This is a genomic window from Luteibacter sp. W1I16, assembly GCF_050434905.1.
GTDB lineage: Bacteria > Pseudomonadota > Gammaproteobacteria > Xanthomonadales > Rhodanobacteraceae > Luteibacter.
Genome location: NZ_JBNDJJ010000001.1, coordinates 3,545,273 through 3,570,614, shown reverse-complemented (window position 1 = coordinate 3,570,614; position 25,342 = coordinate 3,545,273). Strand labels below are relative to the sequence as shown.

Sequence of the window (25,342 nt, the reverse complement as noted above, 5' to 3'; positions counted from 1 at the left end):
ACATCGGATGAAACATCCCACCCTCATGCGGCTTGCCGTCGCCTTCGCGACACTCGTCGGCATGGCGCCGTGCGCCTTCGCCAATCCGCCGGTCAGCGTGTCCGGCGCGCACTTCATGCGCGAGGGCAAGCCCTACCAGATCATCTCGGGCGACATGCATTTCCAGAGGGTGCCGCGTGAGTACTGGACCGACCGCTTGCGCAAAGCGCGCGCGATGGGGCTCAACACCGTCACCACGTACGTGTTCTGGAACCTGCTCGAGCCCTCGCCCGGCCATTTCGATTTCAGTGGGGGTAACGACGTCACCGCCTTCGTGAAGGCGGCTCAGGCGGAAGGCTTGAACGTGATCCTGCGTCCCGGCCCTTACATCTGTGGCGAATGGGACGCTGGCGGCTATCCCGCGTGGCTGTTCGCCGATCCCAGCCTGCGCGTGCGGTCGCGCGATCCGCGCTTCCTGGCTGCCTCCGACCGATATCTGCAACGTCTCGGCAAGGAGCTGGCGCCGCTGATGGCGAGCCACGGCGGCCCCATCGTCGCCACCGAACTGGAGAACGAGTACGGCTCGTACAACGACGACAAGATCTATCTCGGCGACATCCGCGCCATGCTCGAACGCGCTGGCCTCGCCGACGACCTTCTGTTGACCTATGACGGTCCGGACCTGCTCGCCCATGGCACCTTGCCCGACGTCACCGCGGTGATCGACTTCTCACCGGGCGAGGCGAAGAAGAGTTTCGAGATGCTCGAACGGTTCCGCCCCGGCTCGCCACGCATGGCGGGCGAATACTGGGCCGGCTGGTTCGACCAGTGGGGCGGCAAGCACGCCGCGACCGATGCGAAGCAGCAGGGCGACGAGTTGGCCTGGATGCTGAAACAGGGCTATTCGGTGAACGTGTACCTCGTACACGGTGGCACCAGTTTCGGCTTCATGAACGGCGCGAACTTTCAGGCCGGTCCTTCGGACCACTACGCGCCGCAGACCACCAGTTACGACTACGACGCGGCGCTCGATGAAGCCGGCCGGCCGACGCCGAAGTTCACGCGGTTCCGCGACATCATCGCCAAGGCCACGGGGGCGACACCGCCACCCTTGCCCGCGGCGCCGCCGGTACGCGTCCTGCCCGACTTCACGCTGGGCGAATCCGCGTCGCTCTGGGACAACCTTCCCGCGGCGCAGGCCTCCGACCTTCCCAAACCCATGGAAGCCTATGGCCAGGCCTATGGTTATGTGCTCTACCGGACCACGGTGCGCGGCCCCTTCCACGGCTCGCTCTACCTCGGCGACGTCCGCGACTACGCCGCGGTCTATCTCGACCGTCAGCCTCGCGGCACCGTCGAGCGCCGGCTGAAGCAGGTAGCCGTCGATATCGACGTCGACTCTGGCGAGCACACGCTCGACATCCTGGTGGAGAACTCCGGGCGCGTGAACTACGGCCCCCATCTGGAAGATGGCCGCGCGGGGCTCGTCGATCCGGTGATGCTCGGCGAAACGATCCTGCACGGCTGGCAGGTGTTCCCGCTGCCGATGACGTCGCCCGACACCTTGCGCGGCTGGACCACCGCCAGGGTCGAGGGGCCCGCGTTCCATCGCGGAACGGTCACGGTCGATACGCCGGCGGACACCTTTCTCGATGTTCGCGCCTTCGGCAAGGGATTCGCATGGCTCAACGGTGCCAACCTCGGCCGGATCTGGTCCATCGGTCCGCAACACGACCTGTACGCTCCCGCGCCTTGGTTTCACAAGGGCGTGAATCCCGTGGTGGTTTTCGATTTCGAGACACGCGACCGGCCCGTCATGCGCGGCGTCGACCGGCGCCTGTGGTCCGAGCCGCCGAAGACGCCTTGAATCCTTTCCCTTTCGCGCCGCCATCAAGGAGATCCGTTCGATGACGAAGCACCCCTCCCTCCGCCGCCTGGCATCCTGCCTTGCGGTCGCCCTGCTGGCATCCCTGCCCGGCGTGCCGCACGCCGAATCGTTTACGGACGTGAAACCCTCGCCCCAGCAGGTCGCATGGCAAGACCTCGAATTCGGCGTGATCGTCCACTTCGGAACCAACACCTTCCTCGATCGCGAATGGGGCGATGGCACGGCACCCGCCTCCGTGTTCCATCCCGACAAGGTCGATCCGGACCAGTGGGCGCGCGCAGTGAAAGCAGCCGGCGTGCGCTACATGGTGCTGGTCGCCAAGCATCACGACGGCTTCGCGCTGTGGCCCACGGAACAGACCGACTATTCGGTGAAGGCCAGCCCCTGGAAAGGCGGCAAGGGTGACCTCGTGCGCATGGCCTCGGATGCCGCGAAGAAGAACGGCCTCGGCTTCGGCGTCTATCTTTCGCCGTGGGACCGCCACGATCCGCGCTACAAGGACTCGGCCGCCTACGACAAGTACTACCTCTCGCAGATGGAGGAACTGGTCCAGCATTACGGTCCTCTGACGGAATGGTGGCTCGATGGCGCCGGCAGCGCGGGCCACGTCTACGACTTCGCAAAGTACGTGGAGACCCTGCGCACTTACCAGCCGAACACCATGGTCTTCGCGGACGTCGCCTTGTTCGACTACGGCGACATCCGCTGGGTCGGCAACGAACAAGGCGTGGTGCAGGGTGAGAACTGGAACGCCATCGACCGGCATGGGCAGCTTCGCTGGCGGCCGCTGGAAGTAGACACGCCACTGCACAAGAACCATTGGTTCTTCAGTTCGAAACCGGATTTCGCCACGTCGTTGAAAACGGTCGACGAACTCATGGACAACTGGGAGAACAGCATCGGCAAGGGCGGCCAGTTCATGCTGGGCGTCGCGCCCGATACGCACGGCCTGCTACCGGACGCCGATGTGCGGCGGCTGGCGGAATTTGGCAAGGCACTCAAGGCGCGCTATGGCGACGAGGCCAACCTGGCCGCGACGCATGGCACCGTCGACGACAACGTCGCCGCGGCGCTGGACAACGATCCGGCCACCTTCTGGTCGGCGCCCGCCGGTTCGGCGAATGCCACGCTAGAGGTCGACCTCGGTCGCGAGGTGACCTTCGACCATGCCATGAGCATGGAGTGGCTGGATGGCGGGCAGAACGTCCACGGCTATGCGGTGCAGGTATGGGATGGCAAGGAATGGAAGACGGTCGCGCGGGCGCAGGCCATCGGCCATATGAAGATCGATGCCTTCGAGCCGGTGACGGCGCGGCGGGTGCGGTTGAACATCCTTTCCGCGGTAGGAACGGTGCGGATTCGGGAGTTCAAGCTGTTCGAGGTGGGGCGCTGAGGGCCCCCGATCGCCGACAGGGTCGGCTCCCACCGAGCGGCTGATGCGCTGAGGGGGAGTCCATCGCCGACAGGGTCGGCTCCCACCGGGTGAGGGGTCCCACCGGGGTGAGGGATGCCTGGTGGGAGCCGACCTTGTCGGCGATAAGCCTTCCTACCCCTCACGAACGAAGCTAGCTACAACGCCACGGCGCGCCCTCTTGCCTCTCCCCCGCTTCCTCACCGCACCGCGTCAGGCAGCTCGTCCCAGATCTTCGGGTCCTCCGCCCCAAGCACCCAGGCGCAGAAGCCCTGCAACCCATACTGTTTCGCCACGTCGTACCGGTCGCGGAAGGCTCGCGCATCCGGAAGGAACACCCACTCGCGCATCTGGTCTCGGTAGAAGTAGAACCACGACTCGTGTTCCACCGGGTCCCACTGCATCGTCGCACCGAACTGCTTGGCCAGCGGGAACGATGCATCGGCATCGATGTATTCCGCCGAGATGTTCGAGTTCTCCTTGCCGTCCGCGCCCACCGGATTGCCGGCGAACCAGTGGTAACCATAGAGACCGATGCCCAGCGACAGTTTCTCCTTCGGCACCACCTTCATCGCGTACTCCAGGTGCTCCATCACCCACGGCATGCCCGCGACCGGGCCGGGCGTGGTCCAGCGCGTGTGCTGGTCGTAGGTCATCAGGCAGACCAGGTCGAGCACCTTGGCCAGCTCCTTCAAGTCGTACGCGCCGCGCCAGTATTCCCACATCCACTTGCCAAAGGCGCCGCGGCCGGCATAACCCGGTGCGTTCGGCACCACCGCCATGCTCAACTGGAGCCCATGCTTGTGCAGCGCCTCGTAGGTCTGCTTCGTCAGCAAGGTGAGCGCATCGCGGTCCGTCCAGGCGATGTTCTCGAAATCGAACTGGAAACCGCTGAAGCCGTGCAGCTTCGCCTGCTCGATCATGCTACCGATCATCGCCTTCTTGGCGGTCTCGCTGGTCAGCAGCGCATGGAACTTCGCGCGGTCGCCGCCGGCCGAAATGATCGGCATCACCGGCAACTTGTGCGCCTTGGCGATCTTCAACACATAGGCATCGGGTGCGCCCGAAACCAGGCCGTTCTCGTCGACGCCGTACCACGTCGGCACCAGCACGTCGATCTTGTCGACGTGGGCCTCGAACGAAGCGATCGATTTCTGCGATTCCATCATGTAGAACAGCGCCACCGGCGCCTTGGCGAATGCGGCGAACGGCATCCACAGGAGGCAGGCGAGCAGCGCGATGAGCGGTCGTTTCATGGGGTGGCCTTGGATGGATTCGCCAGCGTGATGCGATACACGTACGCATCGCTGCCGACGGGGTGGGAGGGGAGACGGAGGTGCAGGCCCGCGGCATCCTGTGTGAACGGGACGTCGCTGCCATCGGGAAGCAGTTCCACGCGCTTCACGGTGTCGCCCGGCTGGATCGAACGCACCGTGGCCTTGCCCTTGGCGGGCCAGCCCAGCTCAATGACGTAGAGCTTGCCGTTGCCCGTGGTGAAGCGGAAATCCTCGGCCGTGTATGGCTTGGTCTTGGTGTCCTGGAACGTGCCGCCCACCACCTCGGTGGGGCCCTCGCCGAACACGCGCCACGGCTTGCTTCCGTAGATCGCCTCGCCGTTGGCTTTCAACCAGCGGCCGACGCTGCGCAAGGTGTCCTGCGCGCCCTGCGGAATGGTTCCATCCGCGCGCGGGCCGATGTTGAGCATCAGGTTGCCGTTCTTGCTGACCACGTCGGCGAGCAGGTGGATGATGAAGGCCGGCGACTTGTAGGTATCGTGTTCGATATAGCCCCAGGAGTCGTTGCTTATCGAAGTATCGGTCTGCCAGTGCGTGGCGTGGATGCCGGTGAGCTGGCCGCGTTCGATATCCAGCGTGCCCGCGCCCTCGGGGAAGTCGCCGAGCTTGTAGTTCACCACGACGCCGTCGCGTTTCGCGCCGTCGTTGTAGTAGTACGACAGCATCGTCGGCAACGTATTGCGGAACGTCGGATGTCCGATCCACCAGTCGAAATAGATGAGATCCGGGTGGTAGTCGTCGATCAGTTCGGCGGTGCGCGCAAGCCAGTCGTCGAGCCAGGCCTGCGAGACATAGGTCCAGTCGTCCCCGAGGTTTTCATCTTTCTTGCTGAGATGATCCACGGCCGGACCGTACAACTCCGCGTTCGCCGGATCGTTCACGTCCGAATCGAAGTGGCGGCCGCCGTCGAAGAACCAATCGTGCTCTGCGCGGTGCGACGAGACGCCGAAACGCATGCCCTGTCCTCGCACGGCCTTGGCCAGCAAGCCGATGACATCGCGCTTCGGGCCCTTCTTCACCGCCGTCCAGTCGGACAGCTTCGAGTCGTACATGGCGAAGCCGTCATGGTGCTCGGCCACCGGCACCACGTAGCGCGCACCGGCCTCGCGAAACAGCGCGGCCCATGCGTCCGGGTCGAAATGTTCCGCCTTGAACATCGGCACGAAGTCCTTGTAGCCGAAGCGGGACTGTGGCCCATACGTGGCCACGTGATGGGCGAATTCCTTCGTGCCCTGCTGGTACATGTTGCGCGAATACCATTCGCTGCCGAACGCCGGCACCGAATAGACGCCCCAGTGGATGAAGATGCCGAACTTGGCGTCGTCGTACCACGCGGGCGATCGATAAGCCTGCAACGACGTCCAGTCGGGACGGAACGGCCCCTGGCCGGAACCCTTCGCGACCCGATCCAGGATAGCCCGGCGCTCGGGGGCGAACTTCGCCGAGGCCTTCTGCCAGGCCAGGTCCTGGGCTTGCGGCGACATGCTGGCTGCCGTGGGCGCGGTCGCCCCGTCGGCGTGGACAGCGCTGGCCAGAAGGCCCGCCACAAGGAACACCAATCGTCGTCGCATGCAGGGACTCCTTCCGGCAAAAAAGAACCGGCGGCGCCGCAGGGAGGCAGCCACCGCCGGTGCGCGCTAAAGCTTGAAGTTCAGGGTCATCGAGTAGGTACGTCCACTCTTGTACTCGCCGATCGGAGCGTACTTGATGTCGGCGTACTGGTAGTACGTCGAATCCAGCAGGTTCGTCGCGCTGAGCGTGATGCCGGCCCACTCGTTGATCTGGTACGACGCGCTCAGGTCGAGCTCCTTGTACGCATCGGCGAACACGTTGGAGTTGAGCCGCCCCACCTGCGTGAAATACGGCGAACGGCGGCTGTAATTGATGCGCGCCGACCACGGGCCGTGCTCGTAGTAAGGGATGATGTTGATCGTGTTCTTCGACAGGTACGGCAGGTTCAGCTTGTCGCCGTTGGTCTGGGTCTGCGTGGTGGCCTTGCTGTACGTATAGTTGGTCTGGATGCCGAAGCCGTGGCCGAGGTCCTGCTGGTAGATCAGGGAGAGGCCGGACACCTTCGCGTTGGACGCGTTGATCGGCGAGGTCACCGAGTACACGTTGGTCTGGCCGGTGGTAGGGTCGGTGATCGAGCGTTCCGACGTCGTGGTGACGATATAGCTGTCGATCTTGCGCACGAAGCCCTCGACCGACAACAGGCTGGCCGGCGCGAAGTACCACTCCGCCGACAGGTCGAAGTTCGTCGACTGGTACGGCTTCAGGTCCGGATTACCCGCGCTGGCCGTGAAGTTGCCCGTGGCCGCACCATTGAGCGAGGTGGCACCCGCCAGGTCGCCGTAGCGCGGACGCGCGATCACCTTGGCGACGGACAGGCGCAGGACCTTGTCCTCGTCGAGGTCATAGGCCACGTTCACCGACGGCAGGGGCTTGTAATAGTGCGTGCTGTTGGAAACGCGGTTATAGGTGCCGCCGTCGCTGTTGACGTAGTAGTTCGACGTGTCCTTCGTGTCGACGTAGCGCACGCCCACGTTGCCGCGCCAGCTGCCGGACTGGTAGTTCATCTGTACGTACGCGTCCTTGGTCACCTCGGACACCCCGAACATCGCCGGGTAGTTCGGCGTGTACGGCCCCTGCGGCTGCGATTTCAGGTAATCGACGACGCTGCTCTGGCTAGCCGTCGGCCAGTCGGTGAGGTCGCCACTGGCGTGCAGGCCGTCGAACAGGCCGCTGGGAGTCGAGCCCGGGTCGAAATCCGTCAGCGAGATGGGATCGGTGGTGTTGATGCGGTTACCGCGCGATTGCGTACCGTTGAAGTGGTTGGTGTACTTCAAGCCCATCTGGATCTGGTTGATCGGCCCCCATTCCAGGTCACGCGAGGCATCGAACTGCGCATAGCGCTCGCGATCCGTCGTCGTCTCGTAGTAGATGCCGCCCGCCTGGTTCTGGCCCGGCAGCGACGTGTCGCCCGGAGGCGATCCCGCTGGCGATCCGACCAGTCCCCAGTTCGCCGCCGAACCGTTCTGGTAACCCACGCTGGTGTTGCGCCCGTCGTACCCGAAGTTGTACCCGCCGTTCTGCAGCAGGTACTTCATGAGGTATTCGGGATCCTTGCCACCGCTGGCGCTGGTATAGCCGACCTGGCTGGTGAACACCCAGGCGTCGCCGTTGAAGTCGTGGCGCAGGTTGATGCTCTTGGTCGAGACCTCGGTCTTGCGGTAGTTCGCGTCCAGTTCGGCGTACGGTTGCCCGTTCCCGGTGGTGGAGGACACCGTGCCGGAGGTGATGTAGCCGTTGGCGACGTTGATGTCGGTCAGCTTGTTGAGGTCGCCGCAGCCAGGGCAGACGTAACGCGACTCGCTGAAGTTGTCGTACTTGCCCTTGACGTACAGGCCGGTCAGGTTGAACTCGTTGTGCTCGTCCGGGCGCCACTGCAAGGTGGACTGCAAGCCGTTGCGTTCGCGCGTCTGCTGGAAATACGCGCTGTTGATGCCCACGGGGATCTTCGCGTTGGCGTAGTTCTGGTCGCCCGTGACATTGGGATTGCCGGTGATGTTGGCGCCGGTGGTATAACCGAAGAACTCGATGCCCGCGCGGGACAGGTTTTCCTTGTCGTGGGTCACGCTGGTGAGGACGCCGAACGTGCTGTCGGCATTCTTCCAGCTCCACAGCGCCGATGCACGCGGATTACCCTCCGCCGAACGGTCGTTGTAGTTGTAGCCGAGCGAGCCGCGCAGCGTGTTCGCCGGCAGGTCGAGGGGCTTGCGCGTATGGATGATCACCGTTCCGCCGATGCTGCCCTCGTCGATACGGGCCTCGGGCGACTTGTAGACCTCCATCAGGCCGATGATCTCCGGCGAGAGCAGCGAATAGTTGAACGTGCGGCCGCTGGTGTCCGTCGGGTTGCCGCCCCAGTCGCCCGAGGCGATGGTCTGGCCATTCAACAACACGCGGTTCAGCGCCGCGTCGGTGCCGTTGACGCTGATCTTCTCGCCTTCACCGAACTGGCGGTCCACCGTGATGCCGGGCAGGTGCGAAAGAGATTCGGCGGCATTCGTGTCCGGGAACTTGCCGATGTCGGTCGCGCTGATCGCATCCACGACCGCGTTGGCGTTGCGCTTGACGTCGATCGCCTTCTCCAGGCTGCCGCGATAACCGGTGACGGTCACCGCCTGCAATTCCTCCACGCGCTTGTCGGCCGCCTTCTGCTGCGCCGTCTTCGGTGGGTCCGCCGGGGCGGGTGTGGCGTCCTGCGCGTGTGCGGCAGTGGCGAGTCCACAAAGGATGCTCGCGCACAGCAAGGTCTTGCTGATGGTCATGGATGATCTCCCCGAACGCTGTATTCCGGATACACGCCTTCCGCCCTGCCCGGGCAGCGCATGCTTGTCTTATGGAACCGCGCCGCTGGCGACGGCGCGGGGCGTTACCCCTCTCATCCAGCGATGAAACGAACCGGCCCCGCGCCGACAACGTTGTCATTTTCCGGATGCGACGTTCTTGCGATCCGTTCACTGGCGAACTGAGTATTCAGATATGTTTCAACCGATTCAAGTTGCACCGCAGCATTCGACAGGAATCGTTCAGGCCTCTAGACAAGTTCACATATAAACGTAGTATTTATACCTGCGCAGTACGCGCCAAGGAGCAACCATGCCGTCGCAGCACGCGAGCCAGACTCCCGCCCCACGCAATCAAGCGCCGTTATCCCGGCTTGCGTTCGGCGGCGCGCCCGTGGGCAACCTCTATACGGAGGTGGACGAGGCCACGGCACGGCAGACGGTCATCCACGCCTGGAACGGTGGGATCCGCCATTTCGACACCGCGCCCTATTACGGCTTCGGACTGAGCGAGACACGCATCGGCGACGCTCTTGCCGGGTTGCCGCGCAACAGCTTCACGCTGTCCACGAAAGCAGGCCGCGTGATCGAGGATGCCGCGGGACGACGTGGGCAGGACGACGGGTTCGCCGTGAACGGTCGCGCCGCACGTTTCGACTACAGCCGCGATGGCGTGCGCCGGAGCGTCGAGGCAAGCCTGCGCCGCCTGCGCATCGACCGCATCGATATCCTCTTCCTGCATGACATCGGCGCACTCACCCACGGTGAACGGCACGCCCGGGTACTCGCTCAGGCCTTGGACGAATCGCTGCCCGAGATGGCGCGCATGCGCGACGAAGGGCTGGTCGGCGCCATAGGCCTCGGCGTGAACGAGGAAGCGGTGTGCCTGGACGTGATGCCGCGCTTTCCACTCGACACGATCATGCTCGCCGGGCGCTATACGCTGTTCGAACAGTCCGCGAGCGAAGCGGTGATGGCGCGCGCGCAGGCCGATGGCGTCACCGTGCTGATCGCCGGGCCCTATAACTCCGGATTGCTCGGCGCTGCCGACGGTCCCGGCGCGACCTACGACTACGCGCCCGCCGCACCCGATGTCCTGGCTCGCGCACGGCGCTTCTACGAGGTCTGCGCACGTACCGGTGCCGAGGTCGGTGCCGCCGCGCTCCAGTTCCCGCTCGCCCACCCGGCCGTCGCCAGTGTCGTTTGCGGCTTGCGTTCCATCGCGGAAGTCGATGCCGCCCTGCTCCGTCAGCGCGCGGAGATTCCCCCGGCTACCTGGAAGGCATTGCGCGACGAAGGCCTGCTCGCACCGGGAGTGCCGACGCCGTGATCGTCGATGCCCACCGTCATTACTGGGATCCTTCGCGGCTGGACTACGGATGGCTTGCCCATGCGCCGGCGGCGCTGCGTCGTGCCTTCCTGCCGGACGACCTGCCGGGGGATACGGACGCCTGCATCCTCGTGCAGGCGGCACCCGACGAAGCGGAAACACGCTTCCTCTTCGAGATCGCCCGCGACATGCCCGGCGCCATCGGCGTGGTGGGGTGGGTCGACCTGGAGAGTCCCGATGTCGAAGACCGGCTCGACCGTCTGATCGCCGATGGCGGCGGACTGCTCCGCGGCGTGCGGCCCATGGTGCAGGACATCGTCGATCCCCAGTGGCTGGCCTCGCCATCGCTCGACAGGGCCTTCGACCTCATCGCCGAACGCGGCCTCGTTTTCGACGCGCTCGTCGACAACCGGCACATGCGAGCGCTCTATGAGCGGCTAGGCAAACATCCCGGCCTGAGCACGGTGATAGATCACGCCGCGAAACCGGACATCGCCGCGGGCGCGTTCGCCGAATGGTCCGGAGCCATCGCGCGACTCGCGCAGATGCCCGATGTGCATTGCAAGTTTTCCGGGCTGCTCACGCTCACCGGCCCGTCCACCGATCCGCTCGTGTTGGAACCCTATGTGGCCCATTTGTTCGAGATGTTCGGTGCCGAACGCCTCGTCTGGGGCAGCGATTGGCCCGTGCTCACGACGCACGCGACCTATGCCACGTGGAAGACCTGCGCCAGCGAGCTCGTTCATCGCCACGCGCCAACGGCGGCGGACGCGGTGTTCGGCGGCAATGCGTTAGCTCTCTACTCGATCCACGACGCTTCGAGGAAATCCGCATGACGATTCTCTCCCGATCCACGAGCGGCCGCCTCGCGGGCAAACGCGCGCTGGTCACCGCCGCCGGCGCGGGCATCGGCCGCGCCACCGCCCTCGCCTTCGCAGAGGAAGGCGCGACAGTGCTCGCCACCGACATCGACGAGGCGCAACTGGCCAGCCTCGCCGCCGAACATCCCGGCGTGACGACACAACGACTGGACGTGACCGACGCGGCGGCGATCGCCCGCGTCTTCGCCGAGGCCGGGGCCATCGACATCCTCTTCAACTGCGCGGGCTACGTGCACGCCGGCACCTTGCTCGATACCGACGACGATGCATGGCGCCGCTCCTTCGCCATCAATGTCGACAGCATGTTCCACACCTGCCGCGCGGTGTTGCCCGGCATGCTCGAGCGCGGTGCGGGCAGCATCGTGAACATGTCGTCGGTCGCCTCGAGCATCAAGGGCGTGCCGAACCGCTTCGCTTATAGCACCACCAAGGCCGCCGTCATCGGCCTCACCCGCTCGATCGCCGCCGACTACGTGGCGCGTGGCGTGCGCTGCAACGCCATTTGTCCCGGCACGGTGAAGACGCCTTCCCTGGCGGCACGTGTCCGTGCGCTCGGCGGTGACGAAGAAGCCGCATGGCGCGGCTTCACCGATCGCCAGCCGATGGGCCGCCTGGGCGAACCGCGGGAAATCGCCGCGCTGGCGGTTTACCTCGCCTCCGACGAATCGTCATTCACCACCGGCACCATCCACGTCGTGGATGGCGGCTGGTCGAATTAAGGAAACATTCCGATGAAACTCGTCCGTTTCGGCTCGCCCGGCAAGGAGACTCCCGGCCTCGTCGACGACAGCGGCACATTGCGGGATCTCTCCGGTGTCGTCGCCGACATCGCCGGCGACGTGCTCGGCAACGAGGGGCTGCGCAAGCTCGCCGCGATCGATCCCGCGACGCTTCCCGCCGTGCAAGGCGAACCACGGCTGGGCACGCCGTTCAGTGGCATCGGCAAGATGATCTGCGTGGGCATGAACTACGCCGACCATGCCGCCGAAACGAACGCGCCGGTGCCCGAGCAGCCCGTGCTCTTCATGAAGGCGACCAGCGCCATCGGCGGCCCCAACGACACCGTGGTGATTCCCCGCGGTTCGGTGAAGACCGACTGGGAAGTGGAACTGGGCGTCGTCATCGGCGAAGTGACCCGCGACGTGGGAGTCGACGAAGCCATGGCGCATGTCGCCGGTTATGCCGTCATCAACGATCTGTCGGAACGTGAATTCCAACTCGAGCACGGTGGCCAGTGGGTGAAAGGCAAGAGCTGCGACACCTTCGGCCCCATCGGCCCCTGGCTGGTCACGCGCGATGAGGTGGCGGATCCGCAGAACCTGTCGCTCTGGCTCGAGGTCAACGGCCACCGCTACCAGAACGGCAACACGCGGACGATGGTCTTCGGCGTCGCGCACCTGGTGAGTTACATCAGCCGCTACATGACGCTGATGCCCGGTGACGTGATCAGCACGGGCACGCCGGCCGGCGTAGGTCTCGGCTTGAAACCACCCACCTACCTGAAGCCGGGCGACGTGATCGAACTCGGCATCGAAGGGCTGGGCCGCCAGCGCCAGGACGTCGTGGCGCATCCCGGCCGGCCGTCCTGAATTCCATCGTTACGGATCGATACGTCGCCGGCTAAGGAGGCCGGATCGCATGGTGAAAATTACGGCGCTGGACACATTCGATGTCCGCTTCCCGACCTCGCTCGACCACGATGGCTCCGACGCGATGAATCCCGACCCGGATTATTCGGCGGCCTATGTCGTGATCCGCACCGATAGCCCGGACGGTCTTTCCGGCTACGGGCTCGTATTCACGATCGGACGCGGCAACGACGTGCAGACCGCCGCCCTCGCGGCGCTGGAGCACATGGTGGTCGACCGTCCGATCGAGGACATCGTCGACCGCCTCGGTGACTTCGCCCGCGAACTCAACGGCGACTCGCAGCTGCGCTGGCTCGGTCCGGAGAAGGGCGTGATGCACATGGCGATCGGCGCGGTGATCAACGCCGCATGGGATCTCGCCTCGCGCCGCGCCGGAAAGCCACTGTGGCGTTTCATCGCCGACATGACGCCCGAACAACTGGTCGGGCAGATCGACTTCCGTTACCTGACCGACGCGTTGACGCCCGAACAGGCGCTGGCCATCCTGCGCGAGGCCGAGCCGCACAAGCAGGCGCGCATCGCGCAACTGGAAACCGAGGGATATCCTGCCTATACCACCTCACCCGGCTGGCTAGGCTACTCCGACGAAAAGATGCTGCGCCTCGCACGGCAGGCCGTGCGGGACGGTTTCCGCACGATCAAGCTCAAGGTGGGCCTTCGGGTGGAGGACGATATACGCCGCTGCCGGCTGGCACGCGCGACGGTGGGCCCGGACATCGCCATCGCCGTCGACGCCAACCAGCGCTGGGACGTGGGCACCGCCATCGAATGGCTGAAGCCGTTGGAGAGCGTGGGCCTGGCATGGGTGGAGGAACCGACCAGCCCGGACGACGTGCTCGGCCACGCCGCCATCCGCCGCGCCGTCGCGCCCACCCCCATCTCCACCGGTGAGCACGGACAGAACCGCGTGATGTTCAAGCAGTTCCTGCAGGCGGGCGCGGTCGATCTCATCCAGATCGACGCCGCGCGCGTTGGCGGCGTGAACGAGAACCTTGCCATCCTGCTGTTGGCGGCGCATTTCGGTGTGCGCGTGTTTCCGCACGCCGGTGGCGTGGGCCTGTGCGAACTCGTGCAGCACCTCGCCATGGCCGACTTCGTGGCGATCACGGGCAAGAAGGAAGACCGCGCCATCGAGTACGTGGACCACCTGCACGAGCACTTCGTCGACCCCGTGCGGATCGAGCGCGGCCGCTACATGGCACCGTCCGCCCCGGGCTTCTCCGCCCAGATGCATCCGGATTCGGTGAGCGACCACCTGTTTCCCGATGGCCTGGTCTGGCGCGAACTGTCGTTGACGGTGGACGGCTGAACACATGAGGACACCGGTCACCAACATCGCCGATTTGCGTGACCTCGCGCGGCGCCGCGTACCCCGGGCGTTCTTCGAATATGCCGACCGCGGCGCCTACGACGAATCGACGCTCCGTGAAAACCGGGCCGCGTTCGAGCGGCTGCGCTTCCGCCAGCGCGTGATGAGCGACGTGGATAACCGCTCGCTCGCCACCACCTTGCTGGGCCAGGCGGTGAGCATGCCACTGGCCATCGCGCCGACCGGCCTCACCGGCCTGCAACACGGCAGCGGCGAGATCCACGGTGCACGCGCCGCCGCGAAGGCGGGCATACCGTTCTGTCTCAGCACGATGTCGATCTGTTCGATCGAACAGGTGCGCGCCGCGACGAACGAGCCCTTCTGGTTCCAGGTCTACGTGATGCGCGACCGCGGCTTCACCCGCGAACTCATCCGCCGCGCACGCGCCGCGGAATGTTCGGCGCTGATGCTGACCGTCGACCTGACCGTGCAGGGCCAGCGCCACCGCGAGATCAAGAACGGCTTGTCCGTGCCGCCGAAAGTCACCCTGCGCAACCTGCTCGACGTCGCCAGCAAGCCGCGCTGGGCGTGGAACGTGCTGCGTGCGCCCAGCCGGTCGTTCGGCAACCTCGACGGCCACATCCAGGGTGCGGACAGCCTGACCACCCTCGCGCAATGGATCGCCAGCCAGTTCGATCCCACCTTGAACTGGAACGACCTCGGCTGGATACGCGAACTCTGGCCCGGCAAGCTGATCCTCAAGGGCATCCTCGATGCCGAGGACGCGCGCCAGGCCGTCGCCCACGGCGTCGACGCGATCGTCGTGTCCAACCATGGCGGACGCCAGCTCGACGGTGCTCCCGCCAGCATCGACGTGCTGCCCTCCATCGTCGACGCCGTCGCGGGCGCCACGGAAGTGTGGCTCGACAGCGGCATCACCAGCGGGCAAGACCTGCTGAAGGCGCTGGCACTGGGCGCGCGCGCCGGGCTCATCGGCAAGGCTTTCCTCTACGGCCTCGGCGCGGGCGGCGAAGCCGGCGTCACGCAGGCCATCGAACTGATCCGCAGGGAGCTCAGCGTCACGATGGCACTGACGGGAACGCTGGACGCGGCGAAGGTCTCGCCGGATATCCTCTGGCGCGGGTGATCAGCCGCAGTCGGCGAGGTCGAAGATCTGCCGCATGGGCACCCACTTCTGTCCCGCCTCTGCCCAGGGCAGCGGTTGCTGAAAGGTAGACATCAACGCCTCCCACGCCTGCACCCGTTCACTCGCCGCATCCGCGGCCGCCTTGGCCCCGGCATCGAACTCCGGTCCCACGCGCATCAGCATCATCAAGCGGTTGCCGGTGCGGAATATGCGCATGTCGCGGATCCCGGCGTCGCGGATCGACCGGACCACTTCCGGCCAGATGAATTCCGCCTGGTGCCAGCGCTCGTATTCGGCGATCGCCGCCGGATCGTCACGCAGGTCGAGCGCGAGACACTGCCAGCTCATGCGATGGACTCCGTGGTTGCGCGCGAGCGGCGCCAGGCGAAGAGGAAGATGGCGACGAAGCAAAGCATCGGCACGAGCATCGCGTGGGCGATGCCGAAACGGTCGGACGTCGCGCCCATCGCGGCGGTGACCACGGCGCCGCCGACGATCGACATCACCAGCAACGAGGCACCGAACTTGCGCTCGGTGTCGCCGCGCCCCTCGACGCCGAGGGCGAAGATGGTCGGATACATGATCGACATGAAGAAACTCGAGGCGACCAGTGCGTAGATGCCGATGCTGCCGGGAATGAAAGCGGCGATCGTCGCCAGCGCGACGTTGACCAGGGCGAAGGTACTGAGCACGCGCGCCGGTCGCAGGTACTTCATCAAGGCGGCGCCGGCGAAACGCCCGGCCATGAAGCACAGCAACCCCGCGGTGATGAAGTTGGCCGCGGCCTTGTCCGCGGTCCCCGGCATCGTCGCCTGCGCATAGCGGATCATGTAGCTGAAGACGGCGACCTGGGCGCCCACGTAGAAGAACTGGGCCGCCACCGCGGACATGAACCGGCCTTCGCGCAGCAAACGCCCGAGCACGCCTCGCTCCACCACCGCGCCTTCATCCTCGCTCGACGTGGTGCGTGGGAAGCGGGTCACGGCGATGATCACGGCCCAGGCGATCACGCCCAGGCCGATGACGAGGTACGGCATCTGTACCGCGGCGGCTTCGCTCTTCACGTAGGCCGTATGCGCCACCGCATCCATTGCCGCGAGTTCCGCGGGCGAGCGTTCCACGCCGGTGAAGATGAAATGTTGGCCGATCAACACGCCGGTGATCGAGCCCAGGGGATTGAACGCCTGCGCCAGGTTCAGGCGCGACGCCGCCGACTCGCGCGGCCCCAACAGGGTGACGTAGGGATTGGCCGAGGTTTCGAGGAAGGCCAAGCCCGCCGCGATCACGAACAGACCCACAAGGAAGGTGGCATACGTCGCCGTCGCCGCGGCGGGCCAGAACAGCAAGGCCCCGGCGCCATAGAGCAACAGGCCGAATACGACCGCCGCCTTGTAGCCATAGCGGCGCATGAAGACGCCCGCGGGGATGGCCACGAGGAAATATCCGAGGTAGAAAGCGCTCTGGACCAGCCCCGCCTGGAAGTCCGACAGGGTGAAGGCTTTCTTGAACTGGGCGACGAGCACGTCGTTGAGGTTGTTCGCCACGCCCCAGAGGAAGAACAGGCTGACGATCAACGCCAGGGGAAACCACGGGGTCCGGGCGGGCGCGCGGGAAGCGGAGACCTCCAACGGCGTGTGCAACTGCATGCGTGTCTCCTCTACCGTGTCCGCCCCCAGTGTGCAAATATGAACTTATAATTCACCTGCATAACAAGCTGCGCTGCAACATGCTGCTGCCAGGCCCGGGGCGCACCTGTGCGCACCGGGCAGGCTAGACTCGTCGAGCCATCTTCGTCACCGCCACGGAATGCCATGCCTACAGATTCGCCGAAGTATCGCGCCCCTGCCCTCGACAAGGGCCTCGACATCCTGGAACTGCTCGCCAAGGCGACGCAGCCCCTTTCCATCGCCGAGATCTCCGACGGTGTCGGCCGTTCCCGTGGCGAAATCTTCCGCATGCTCCAGGTGCTCGAAGAGAGGGACTATATCTCCCGCCCGGATGGCGAAGGTTCGTACTCGCTCACGCCCCGCCTGTTCCGCCTCGGCATGGAACAGCCGCCGGTGAAGAACCTGGTGGAAACGGCGATGCCGGTCATGCACCGCCTCGCCGACGAGATCGACCAGTCCTGCCATCTCGTGGTGCCCTCGCAGGAACAGATCGTGGTGATCGCGCGCGTGGATCCGCCCGGCGAAACCGGCCTCGTCGTGCGCGTGGGACACCGCCGCCCGATATCGCATTCCGCGTCCGGCTATGTCCTGCTGGCCTGGCAGACGGACGACACGCGCGAACGCTGGTTCCGCACCATGCTCCAGCACGAGCCGGGCCTGAAGCGCACGCGCATCGAGAACACCATCAAGGAAGTCCGTGGCGCCGGACTCGCCACCATCCCGAGCGAAGTGGTGGACGGCGTCACCGATCTTTCCGCGCCGATCATCGAGGGCAACCACGCCGTCTGCGCGTTGACCGTCCCTTTCATCGAACGCCGGGGCGCGAAGATCGACATGAAAGCGACGGCACGTTTGCTGGTGGCCGCCGCGGCCGACATCTCGGTCGAGCTGTCCCACGGCGCACCAGGTCAGCCCTAGCCCGCCAGGGCGGGCCTGGGTGGCATGATCAGCATGGCGTCGCCGTAGGAGAAGAAGCGGTAGCGCTGCAGCACCGCGTAGCGGTACGCATCAAGGATCACCTCCTTGCCCGCCAGCGCCGACACCAGCATCAACAGCGTCGATTGCGGCAGATGGAAGTTGGTGATCAACGCATCGACGCTGGTGATCTTGTAGCCGGGGAAGATGAAGATCTGTGTTTCGCCGGCGAACGGGCGCAGCACGCCCTCCACGGTGGCGCTCTCCAGGGCGCGCACCACGGTGGTGCCCACGGCCACGACGCGATGACCGGCGGCCCGCGTGGCGCGAATCTTCTCGACGAGTTCCGCGCCCACGTTCAGCCACTCGCGATGCATCACGTGGTCGCGCACGTCTTCCGCGCGCATCGGCTGGAAGGTGCCCGCGCCGACGTGCAGGGTGACGTAGCCCGTCTCCACGCCACGCGCCCGCAGCTTGTCGAGCAGGTCTTCGTCGAAGTGCAGGCCCGCGGTTGGCGCGGCGACGGCGCCAGGCTCGCGGGCGAAGACCGTCTGGTACCGCTCGGCGTCCACCTCGTCGGCGCTTCGCTCGATGTACGGCGGCAGGGGCATCTCGCCCAGCCGCGAAAGCAGGCGCTCCAGCGGCTCCGGGCTCTCGAAGCGCAGGAGGAAGAACTCACCGTCGCGGCCGAGCACGGTCACCATGCTGCCGTCGGCCAGTTCGATGCGCCCGCCTTCCTTCGGCTTCTTGCTGACACCCAACTGAGCCCTCGCCTCGTGCGCCCCCGTCACCCGCTCGATGAGGATCTCGACGGCGCCGCCGGATTCCTTCCGGCCGTAGAGGCGCGCCGGGAGCACGCGGGTGTCGTTGAACACCAGCAGGTCGCCCGGCTGGAGCATCTCCGGCAGGTCGACGAACTTGCGGTCTTTCTTGCTGTGCGCCGCGACGTCGATCACCAGCAACCGGCTCCCGGACCGCCGGACCAACGGGGCCTGCGCGATGAGTTCGGGAGGAAGATCGAAGTCGAAGTCGGATTTTTTCACGGGAACAGCCGGGCGGAACGATGGATGGGAGATTATCCCCCATCGCGCCGCCGCCCGTGCCCCTAGAGCCAGCCTTTTTGCCGGGCCAGGCGATACGCCTCTATCCGGTTGGCCGCGCCGAGCTTGCCGATCGCCTCGGACAGGTAGTTGCGGATCGTGCCGTGCGAGAGGTTCAACTGGACGCCGATCTCGCTGGCGGATTGGCCCTCGCCGGCCAGACGCAGCACCTGCCTCTCGCGGTCGTTGAGCGGATCGGCGTCCGACCATGCCTCGAGCGCCAGCTGCGGGTCGATCGCGCGGCCGCCGCGGTGCACGGCACGCAGCGCCTCGGCCAGGTTCTCGGCGGGCGCGTCCTTCAGCAGGTAACCGCCCACCCCCGCATCCAGTGCACGCCGCAGGAAGCCTGGCCGCGCGAACGTGGTCACGATGATGACCTTCACCGGCAGTTCGTGCCGGCGCACGCGCTGGGCGATCTCCAGTCCCGTCAGGCCGGGCATCTCGATGTCCGTCACCAGCACGTCGGGCTTGAGCCGTTGGAGTTCGCGCCAGGCGGATTCGCCATCGGCGGCGGAACCGAGCACCTCGATATCCGACTCCAGGCTGAGCAGGGCGGTCAACGCGCCACGAACCATGGCCTGGTCCTCGGCAAGCAGCACGCGGATCATGCGAAACCTCCCACTTGCCGGGCATGCGCCGGGATGCCGATTTCCAGCGCCGTGCCCTGTTTCGCCGGCGAGTCGATGGCGAGGCGCCCGCCTATCTGGCGCACACGCTCGCGCATGCCGGATACGCCGTTGCCATGCGCGGCGAGGCCGCCGCAGCCGTTGTCCACGATGCGCATCGAAAATTCCTGTCCGTTCCGGGTGATGATCACGCGTGCCTCGGTGGCACGCGAATGGCGATGGATATTGGTGATGGCCTCGCGCAACACGAGCGCCAGCGACGCTTCGGTCGGCGCGGGCAAGTCGAGTCCATCCGGCAACTCGACACTCAGGGCGATGCCGGAGGCTTCGAGCATGAGCCGCGCCGATACGAGTTCGCTGGCGAGGTCGCCGGCGCGCAGGCCCGTCACCGCGCTTCGCACCTCGGCGAGGGTGTGGCGGGCTACCCGCTCCACTTCCTCCATCTCCTGCTGCGCCCGTGCGGGATCGGCCAGGGCCAGGCGTTTCGCCAGCTCGGACTTCAACGTGATGAGCGACAGCGTATGGCCGAGGAGGTCGTGCAGGTCGCGACCGATGCGCTCGCGCTCGGCCAGTGTCGCCAGCCGGCGAACTTCCGCTTGCGAAAGCCGCAGTTCGGCATCGCGTCGCGCACCGCGCACGTAAAGGTAGTTGCCGAAACCTGCCGCGAGGCCGCCAGCGAACACGACCAGCACGTGCACCATCGGCACATGGAAAAGGTATACCCATGCGAGCGTGAGCAGTGTGGCCACCGCCACGCCAAGCAGCCAGACCTTGGCCCGTCCGGAATAAGCGAGCAGGGTTACTCCGATCACCACATAACCCAGCGATACCGGATTCACCGCCCACAAGACGAAGCCGAGCACGGCGATGATGCCCGCATGGAACGCCAGGCGCGACAAAGGCGCCACGAACACCGCCACGTAGCAGACGAGGTAGACGGGAATCGAGGCGACGGTCGGGCCAAACCAGGTCCAGTCGAACCCCTTCACGGCGAGCGGCGCCTGGATCAGGGCGATGAGCCAGAACACCTGCAAGCCCGCCTGCCAACGCAGGTACACCGGCGAACGCAGGCCGCCGAGCAGGGAATCCGGACGCGGCGGCGGAATACGCATCACGAGGCCATCCTGCCCGTCTCCGCCGGGGGCAACGCCGCCGCCTCGGCTACCGCCCGGGACAAGAGGCGATCGGTCGGCGTCAACGGCACCTCGATGCGCAGGAGCGTGCCTTTCTGCCGGCTCGATTCGAAGGTGAGCGTGCCGCCGAGCGCACGCACACGCTCGCGCATGCCGCAGATGCCGTTGCCTTCGCCACCGTCCACGCCCCGCCCGTTGTCCTTGACGGTCATCATGCAGGCGCGCGTGTCCATGGCCACCGTCACTTCCGCGCACGACGCACCGGCATGGCGGTGGATGTTGGTCACGGCCTCGCGCAGGACGAGGGCGAGTTCAGCATCCACACGCGCGGGAAGCACGGGCATCTCGCTGGTGTAGATGAAATCGATCATGGCGGTGTTGAGCAGCAGCCGCGCCGCCGCCAGCTCGGCGACCACGCCCGAGGCACGAATGCCGGTCACGGCGGAACGCACTTCCGCCAGCGCATCGCGCGCCACCTGCTCGGCTTCCTCCATCTCGCGTCGCGCGGCGGCCACGTCGCGATCTAGCAGGCGGCGCGACAGTTCCAGTTTCAGCGTGATCAACGACAACGTGTGGCCGAGCAGGTCGTGCAGGTCGCGGCCGATGCGTTCGCGTTCCGCCGCCGCGGCCAGCCGACGGACCTCGTCGTGCGACAGTTTCAGCTCGGCGTCGCGTTGCGCGTTGAAGCGGTAGATGACGTTGACCGAGCCGACGGACAACGCGATGAAGGACAAGGTGGCCATGACCGCGACGGGCCACGCCAGCAGGAACCACGCCGTGGCCATGAACCCGGCGATGACGGCCGCGATGCCGATGAAACAACGCCTGGGCGCCCCGTCGAAACCCATCATCGCGCAGGCGTAGATCACATAGCAGGCACCGCCGCTGGCGTTGAACTTCAGCGTGGCATAGCCCAGCAGGGCGACGGCGATCGCGTACAGCCTCGCCTCGCGTACGGGCCGCACGTAGCTCAGGCCGTAAAGGAGCAGGAACAGGGGAAACGTGATGGCGGTCGCCGCGACCCAGTGCGGGCCGAGCTTGTCAGCGAAGACCAGGTCGCCGAAGACGTACACGGTCCAGACGAGATGGAACAGGCTACCGATCCGCAACCTCGGCTTGTCGCGGTAGCGGTTCCAGAGCGAATCAGGCGTTGACTGGAACCACGAGGGGACCATGGAAGTGTCCGGGGAAAGGCGTGCGCTCATGCTACTTCAACCGTGACGGCGCAAACGGCGTGCCGCGATGCCCGCGAAGGCGATCGTGAAGGCGGCCAGGACGGCCACATGCACGGCGTTTCCGCCCTCGCCCAGGCCCACCGCCGAAAGCGCCAGCCGGTCGAGGTGGTAGGCGGGCCACAACGGCGCGATCGATTGAAGGAAGGGTGGCATCACCGACAACGGAAACCACAGGCCCGAGAGGAAAGCCATCGGCAGGTAGACGAGGTTGACCACGCCGGGCGCGCCCTGCCCTTTTACCAGCGTGCCCAGCAGGAGGCCCATCGCGGAGAACGGCAACGAACCCAGCACCTCCACGCCGAAGAACATCGCGGCGCGGGAAGGCGGCAACGCGGCACCTGCCACGAAGATCGCCAGGCACAAGAGGAGCGCCGCGACGATCGCGGCCACGAGCAAGGCCATGCACATCTTGCCCAGCAGGTAGGCGCCTGGTGGCATCGGCAGGGCTCGCTTCAGCGTCAGCAGGCCGCTGTCGCGTTCCAGCGCCAGCGACACGCCGAAGCCGAACAGGCCCGGTGCCATGACGCCGAAGGTGCCGTACGACGCCAGAAGATAACGCGATGCGTCCGCGCTGTTGGCGTGGCTGAGGAAGATGCCGAACATCACGTAGAACACCGACGGGAAGAGCAAGGTCGGCAGAAGGAAGCCCGGGTTGCGCAGGTAGCGCAGGCACTCGGCTTTCGCCTCCTGCACGTATGCGTCGGCGAGGCGCCGCGGCGTCATGGTGGCCACGGTGGTGTGACCGATGGCTGTGTCGATGGTATTCATGCGGCCTCCCGTGCTGCATCCGCGTCGCGGGCGATTTCGGTGAAGGCCTCGGCGAGCCCGGCACGCTGCACTTCGAGTTCGGACAATGCGGGGTCGGCTTGCAGCAGACGCCGTACGACCGCTTCGGCCTGCGTGGTCGTGATCGCCAGCCGGTCCTGCCGTGCCTCCACCGAGTCGACGTCCGGCCACCCGGCAACGATGCCTGGGTCGATCGAACTCAGGCAGCGAATCCGCCGCGAGGCCACGCGCGCGCGGAGCGCGTCGACGGTGCCCTCGGAGACGACCTTTCCCTTCGCTATCACGCAGACGCGGTCCGCGAGGGCCTCGGCTTCCTCCAGGTAATGCGTCGTCAGCACCACCGCGCAACCGCCGGCCACGAGTTGGCGGATAGCCGCCCACAGCGACTGCCGCGCCGCGATGTCCATGCCGACCGTCGGTTCGTCGAGAAAGAGGATCTCCGGCCGTCCGGCCATCGCCATGGCGAACTGGACGCGCCGCTGCTGCCCTCCCGAGAGCGCGCCGTAGCGGCGGCCGAGCAGGTCAGCAACGCCGGCGAGGGCGGCGCATTCGGCCAGCGGACGCGGGTCCGGGTAATAGCTCGCCGTCAGGCGAAGCAGTTCGCCCACCTTCAACGTGGCCGGCAGGTTCGCCGCCTGCAACATTACACCGATGCGCCGGCGGGGCCCGATGTCCTGTGGATCCTCGCCGAAAAGCGTCACGTTGCCGCTGTCGGCGCGATGCAGGCCCAGCAACAGGCCGATGCACGTGCTCTTTCCCGCCCCGTTGGGGCCGAGCAGCGCCAGCAATTCACCGCGATGGACGTCGAGGTCGATGCCGTCGAGCGCGACGACGGCGCCATAGCGCTTGCCGACGTGTTCCAGGCGTGCAATACGAGTGTTCATGGGCCCTCCCTTGCGTCGCAACATATTCCAGCGCAAGTCCTTGGCGGCAGTCGCTTGCGTCATTGTGCGGATGTGACAAGCGTCACCCGGGGGTTACGCGGGTAAAACCCGCATGGTATGCTGAACGAATAATCCCTTTACATATAGATACTTAGCGACCCCATAGGGATTGAATCGAAAGCGGGCCGCGTCACCAGTCGAGGAGTGGGTTATGGGCGTCATCGATCATCTGCGCGCGATGCGCGACTTCGGCGGCACGCCGCGCACGCGTGGTTTGCCGGATGAAACGATCGAGCGTTTCGCCGCGACCGATCCTTCCCTGGTTCGCGCCATCGAAGACGCCGCCGCCTACCACCAGGCGTTGCGTGCCGACTTCAGCGACCTGCTTCGTCTCGACGAGGCCGAGCAGATCCAGCGCGTGCAGTCGTCCCTGGTCAACTTCTATCCCGACGACGGCGTGAATCCCTACGTGCCCGCCGCCGCGCGTGGACCGTGGATCGTCACGCTGAAGGGTGCGGTGCTGCACGACAACGGTGGCTACGGCATGCTCGGCTTCGGCCATAACCCGGAGCACATCATCGAGGCGATGTCGCGGCCGCAGGTGATGGCCAACGTGATGACGGCCAACGTGTCGCAATTGCGCCTGTCCAACGCCTTGCTCAAGGAACTGGGCCGCACGCGCGGCGGCAGTCCCTATTCCCACTTCCTGTATCTCAACTCCGGATCGGAATCGGTCACGCTGGCGGCGCGCATCGCCGACGTCAACGCGCGGATGATGACGGACCCGGGCGCGCGCCATGCGTCCCGCACGATCAAGCGGCTGGCCGTGAAGGGCGCCTTCCACGGCCGCACCGAACGCCCCGCGCTCTATTCGGATTCCTCGCGCCGCAACTATCAGCAACACCTGGCGAGCTTCCGCAACGAGGACAGCCTGATCACGGTCGAGCCCTACAACGTGGCTCAACTGAAAGCGGCATTCGCCGAAGCGGACCGCCAGGGCTGGTTCATCGAGGCCATGTTCCTCGAGCCCGTGATGGGCGAAGGCGATCCAGGCCGCGCGCTCACGCCGGAGTTCTATGCCGCCGCGCGTGAACTCACGCGCGAACACGGCACCTTGCTGCTGGTCGACTCGATCCAGGCGGGTTTGCGTGCACACGGTGTCCTGTCGATCGTGGATTACCCGGGTTTCGAGTCGCTGGAAGCGCCGGACATGGAGACCTTCTCCAAGGCACTCAATGCCGGTCAATATCCATTGTCCGTACTTGCCGTGACCGACCGCGTGGCGGGCCTGTACCGCAAGGGCATCTACGGCAACACGATGACCGCGAACCCGCGCGCCCTCGACGTCGCCGTGGCCACCTTGCAGGAACTCACCGACGAAGTGCGCCGCAATATCCGCGAACGCGGCCAGGAATTCGTCCGCAAGGTCGAAGCGCTGAAGGGCGAACTGGGTGGCCTGATCACCAAGGTGCAAGGCACGGGGCTTCTGTTCTCCTGCGAACTGGCGTCGGAGTTCAAGTGCTATGGCGAGGGTTCCACCGAGGAATACATGCGCGAGCGTGGCATCGGCGTGATCCACGGCGGCGCGAACTCGCTGCGCTTCACCCCGCACTTCCGCGTGACGAGTGCCGAGGTCGACCTCATCGTGGAGGAAATCCGCCACGCCTTGAAGGAAGGCCCGCGCCGTTCGGCGTCGTCGACGAAGGCGGCCTGACCGGCGTAAGCTCCACCGGCCGGATTGCCGGCGTCACGTAGGGG

The 25,342-nt window shown here is 65.9% G+C and carries 21 protein-coding genes; 10 read left to right on the top strand and 11 right to left on the bottom strand.

What is annotated here, in order from left to right:
- Positions 1 to 7 precede the first annotated feature (7 nt).
- The gene (locus QFZ41_RS15730) at positions 8 to 1,846 is read left to right on the top strand and encodes a glycoside hydrolase family 35 protein (RefSeq protein ID WP_429199605.1); all 1,839 of its coding nucleotides are present in this window, start codon (positions 8 to 10) and stop codon (positions 1,844 to 1,846) included.
- Positions 1,847 to 1,886: 40 nt separating this feature from the next.
- Positions 1,887 to 3,260: an alpha-L-fucosidase gene (locus QFZ41_RS15725; RefSeq protein ID WP_429199604.1), complete on the top strand. Its 1,374-nt coding sequence runs from the start codon at positions 1,887 to 1,889 to the stop codon at positions 3,258 to 3,260.
- Positions 3,261 to 3,478: 218 nt separating this feature from the next.
- On the opposite strand, the gene QFZ41_RS15720 is transcribed toward QFZ41_RS15725, so the two are convergent.
- The 3 genes from QFZ41_RS15720 to QFZ41_RS15710 all read right to left on the bottom strand — a co-directional run bounded on the left by QFZ41_RS15720 (position 3,479) and on the right by QFZ41_RS15710 (position 8,904).
- A complete protein-coding gene (locus QFZ41_RS15720) occupies positions 3,479 to 4,534 on the bottom strand; it encodes a glycosyl hydrolase family 18 protein (RefSeq protein WP_429199603.1) in 1,056 nt (351 codons plus the stop codon).
- The gene (locus QFZ41_RS15715) at positions 4,531 to 6,144 is read right to left on the bottom strand and encodes an alpha-L-fucosidase (protein WP_429199602.1); all 1,614 of its coding nucleotides are present in this window, start codon (positions 6,142 to 6,144) and stop codon (positions 4,531 to 4,533) included. Before QFZ41_RS15715 ends, QFZ41_RS15720 begins: the two co-directional genes overlap by 4 nt.
- 66 nt (positions 6,145 to 6,210) lie before the next feature.
- Positions 6,211 to 8,904, bottom strand: a complete 2,694-nt coding sequence (locus QFZ41_RS15710) for a TonB-dependent receptor (protein WP_429199601.1) — start codon at positions 8,902 to 8,904, stop codon at positions 6,211 to 6,213.
- A gap of 331 nt (positions 8,905 to 9,235) precedes the next feature.
- Here QFZ41_RS15710 and QFZ41_RS15705 point away from each other — a divergent pair, with 331 nt between their 5' ends.
- From QFZ41_RS15705 to QFZ41_RS15680, 6 genes are read left to right on the top strand one after another with little or no spacing between them, the layout of a single operon-like run.
- Positions 9,236 to 10,252 (top strand): aldo/keto reductase, encoded by a 1,017-nt coding sequence (locus QFZ41_RS15705; protein WP_429199600.1) that lies wholly within the window; start codon positions 9,236 to 9,238, stop codon positions 10,250 to 10,252.
- Positions 10,249 to 11,088 carry an amidohydrolase family protein gene (locus QFZ41_RS15700; protein ID WP_429199599.1) on the top strand — a complete coding sequence of 280 codons (840 nt, stop codon included), beginning with the start codon at positions 10,249 to 10,251 and terminating at the stop codon, positions 11,086 to 11,088. Before QFZ41_RS15705 ends, QFZ41_RS15700 begins: the two co-directional genes overlap by 4 nt.
- Positions 11,085 to 11,852: an SDR family oxidoreductase gene (locus QFZ41_RS15695; protein WP_429199598.1), complete on the top strand. Its 768-nt coding sequence runs from the start codon at positions 11,085 to 11,087 to the stop codon at positions 11,850 to 11,852. Before QFZ41_RS15700 ends, QFZ41_RS15695 begins: the two co-directional genes overlap by 4 nt.
- 12 nt (positions 11,853 to 11,864) lie before the next feature.
- A complete protein-coding gene (locus tag QFZ41_RS15690; protein WP_429199597.1) occupies positions 11,865 to 12,722 on the top strand; it encodes a fumarylacetoacetate hydrolase family protein in 858 nt (285 codons plus the stop codon).
- A gap of 49 nt (positions 12,723 to 12,771) precedes the next feature.
- Positions 12,772 to 14,091: an L-fuconate dehydratase gene (locus QFZ41_RS15685; protein ID WP_429199596.1), complete on the top strand. Its 1,320-nt coding sequence runs from the start codon at positions 12,772 to 12,774 to the stop codon at positions 14,089 to 14,091.
- 4 nt (positions 14,092 to 14,095) lie between these two features.
- The gene (locus QFZ41_RS15680) at positions 14,096 to 15,238 is read left to right on the top strand and encodes an alpha-hydroxy acid oxidase (RefSeq protein WP_429199595.1); all 1,143 of its coding nucleotides are present in this window, start codon (positions 14,096 to 14,098) and stop codon (positions 15,236 to 15,238) included.
- Here QFZ41_RS15680 and QFZ41_RS15675 read toward each other — a convergent pair whose 3' ends face one another.
- Together QFZ41_RS15675 and fucP are read right to left on the bottom strand one after the other, a co-directional pair.
- Positions 15,239 to 15,586, bottom strand: coding sequence for an L-rhamnose mutarotase (locus QFZ41_RS15675; RefSeq protein ID WP_429199594.1), 348 nt, complete (start codon positions 15,584 to 15,586; stop codon positions 15,239 to 15,241).
- On the bottom strand, positions 15,583 to 16,884 hold the full coding sequence (fucP, locus tag QFZ41_RS15670) for an L-fucose:H+ symporter permease (protein WP_429199593.1): 1,302 nt from the start codon (positions 16,882 to 16,884) through the stop codon (positions 15,583 to 15,585). Before fucP ends, QFZ41_RS15675 begins: the two co-directional genes overlap by 4 nt.
- A 165-nt stretch (positions 16,885 to 17,049) precedes the next feature.
- On the opposite strand from fucP, the gene QFZ41_RS15665 reads away from it, so the two are divergent.
- Positions 17,050 to 17,823, top strand: a complete 774-nt coding sequence (locus QFZ41_RS15665) for an IclR family transcriptional regulator (RefSeq protein ID WP_429199592.1) — start codon at positions 17,050 to 17,052, stop codon at positions 17,821 to 17,823.
- On the opposite strand, the gene queA is transcribed toward QFZ41_RS15665, so the two are convergent.
- The 6 genes from queA to QFZ41_RS15635 all read right to left on the bottom strand — a co-directional run bounded on the left by queA (position 17,820) and on the right by QFZ41_RS15635 (position 23,584).
- On the bottom strand, positions 17,820 to 18,863 hold the full coding sequence (gene queA, locus QFZ41_RS15660; RefSeq protein ID WP_429199591.1) for a tRNA preQ1(34) S-adenosylmethionine ribosyltransferase-isomerase QueA: 1,044 nt from the start codon (positions 18,861 to 18,863) through the stop codon (positions 17,820 to 17,822). The two genes, QFZ41_RS15665 and queA, sit on opposite strands and share 4 nt — an antisense overlap.
- A gap of 62 nt (positions 18,864 to 18,925) precedes the next feature.
- Positions 18,926 to 19,528, bottom strand: coding sequence for a response regulator transcription factor (locus tag QFZ41_RS15655; protein ID WP_429199590.1), 603 nt, complete (start codon positions 19,526 to 19,528; stop codon positions 18,926 to 18,928).
- Positions 19,525 to 20,658, bottom strand: coding sequence for a sensor histidine kinase (locus QFZ41_RS15650; protein ID WP_429199589.1), 1,134 nt, complete (start codon positions 20,656 to 20,658; stop codon positions 19,525 to 19,527). Before QFZ41_RS15650 ends, QFZ41_RS15655 begins: the two co-directional genes overlap by 4 nt.
- Entirely contained in the window at positions 20,658 to 21,884 is a 1,227-nt protein-coding gene (locus QFZ41_RS15645; protein ID WP_429199588.1) for a sensor histidine kinase, read from the bottom strand. Before QFZ41_RS15645 ends, QFZ41_RS15650 begins: the two co-directional genes overlap by 1 nt.
- 6 nt (positions 21,885 to 21,890) lie before the next feature.
- Positions 21,891 to 22,682, bottom strand: coding sequence for an ABC transporter permease (locus QFZ41_RS15640; RefSeq protein WP_429199587.1), 792 nt, complete (start codon positions 22,680 to 22,682; stop codon positions 21,891 to 21,893).
- Positions 22,679 to 23,584 (bottom strand): ABC transporter ATP-binding protein, encoded by a 906-nt coding sequence (locus tag QFZ41_RS15635; RefSeq protein WP_429199586.1) that lies wholly within the window; start codon positions 23,582 to 23,584, stop codon positions 22,679 to 22,681. Before QFZ41_RS15635 ends, QFZ41_RS15640 begins: the two co-directional genes overlap by 4 nt.
- Positions 23,585 to 23,795: 211 nt before the next feature.
- On the opposite strand from QFZ41_RS15635, the gene QFZ41_RS15630 reads away from it, so the two are divergent.
- Positions 23,796 to 25,298 (top strand): aminotransferase class III-fold pyridoxal phosphate-dependent enzyme, encoded by a 1,503-nt coding sequence (locus tag QFZ41_RS15630; RefSeq protein ID WP_429199585.1) that lies wholly within the window; start codon positions 23,796 to 23,798, stop codon positions 25,296 to 25,298.
- Positions 25,299 to 25,342: the final 44 nt, after the last annotated feature.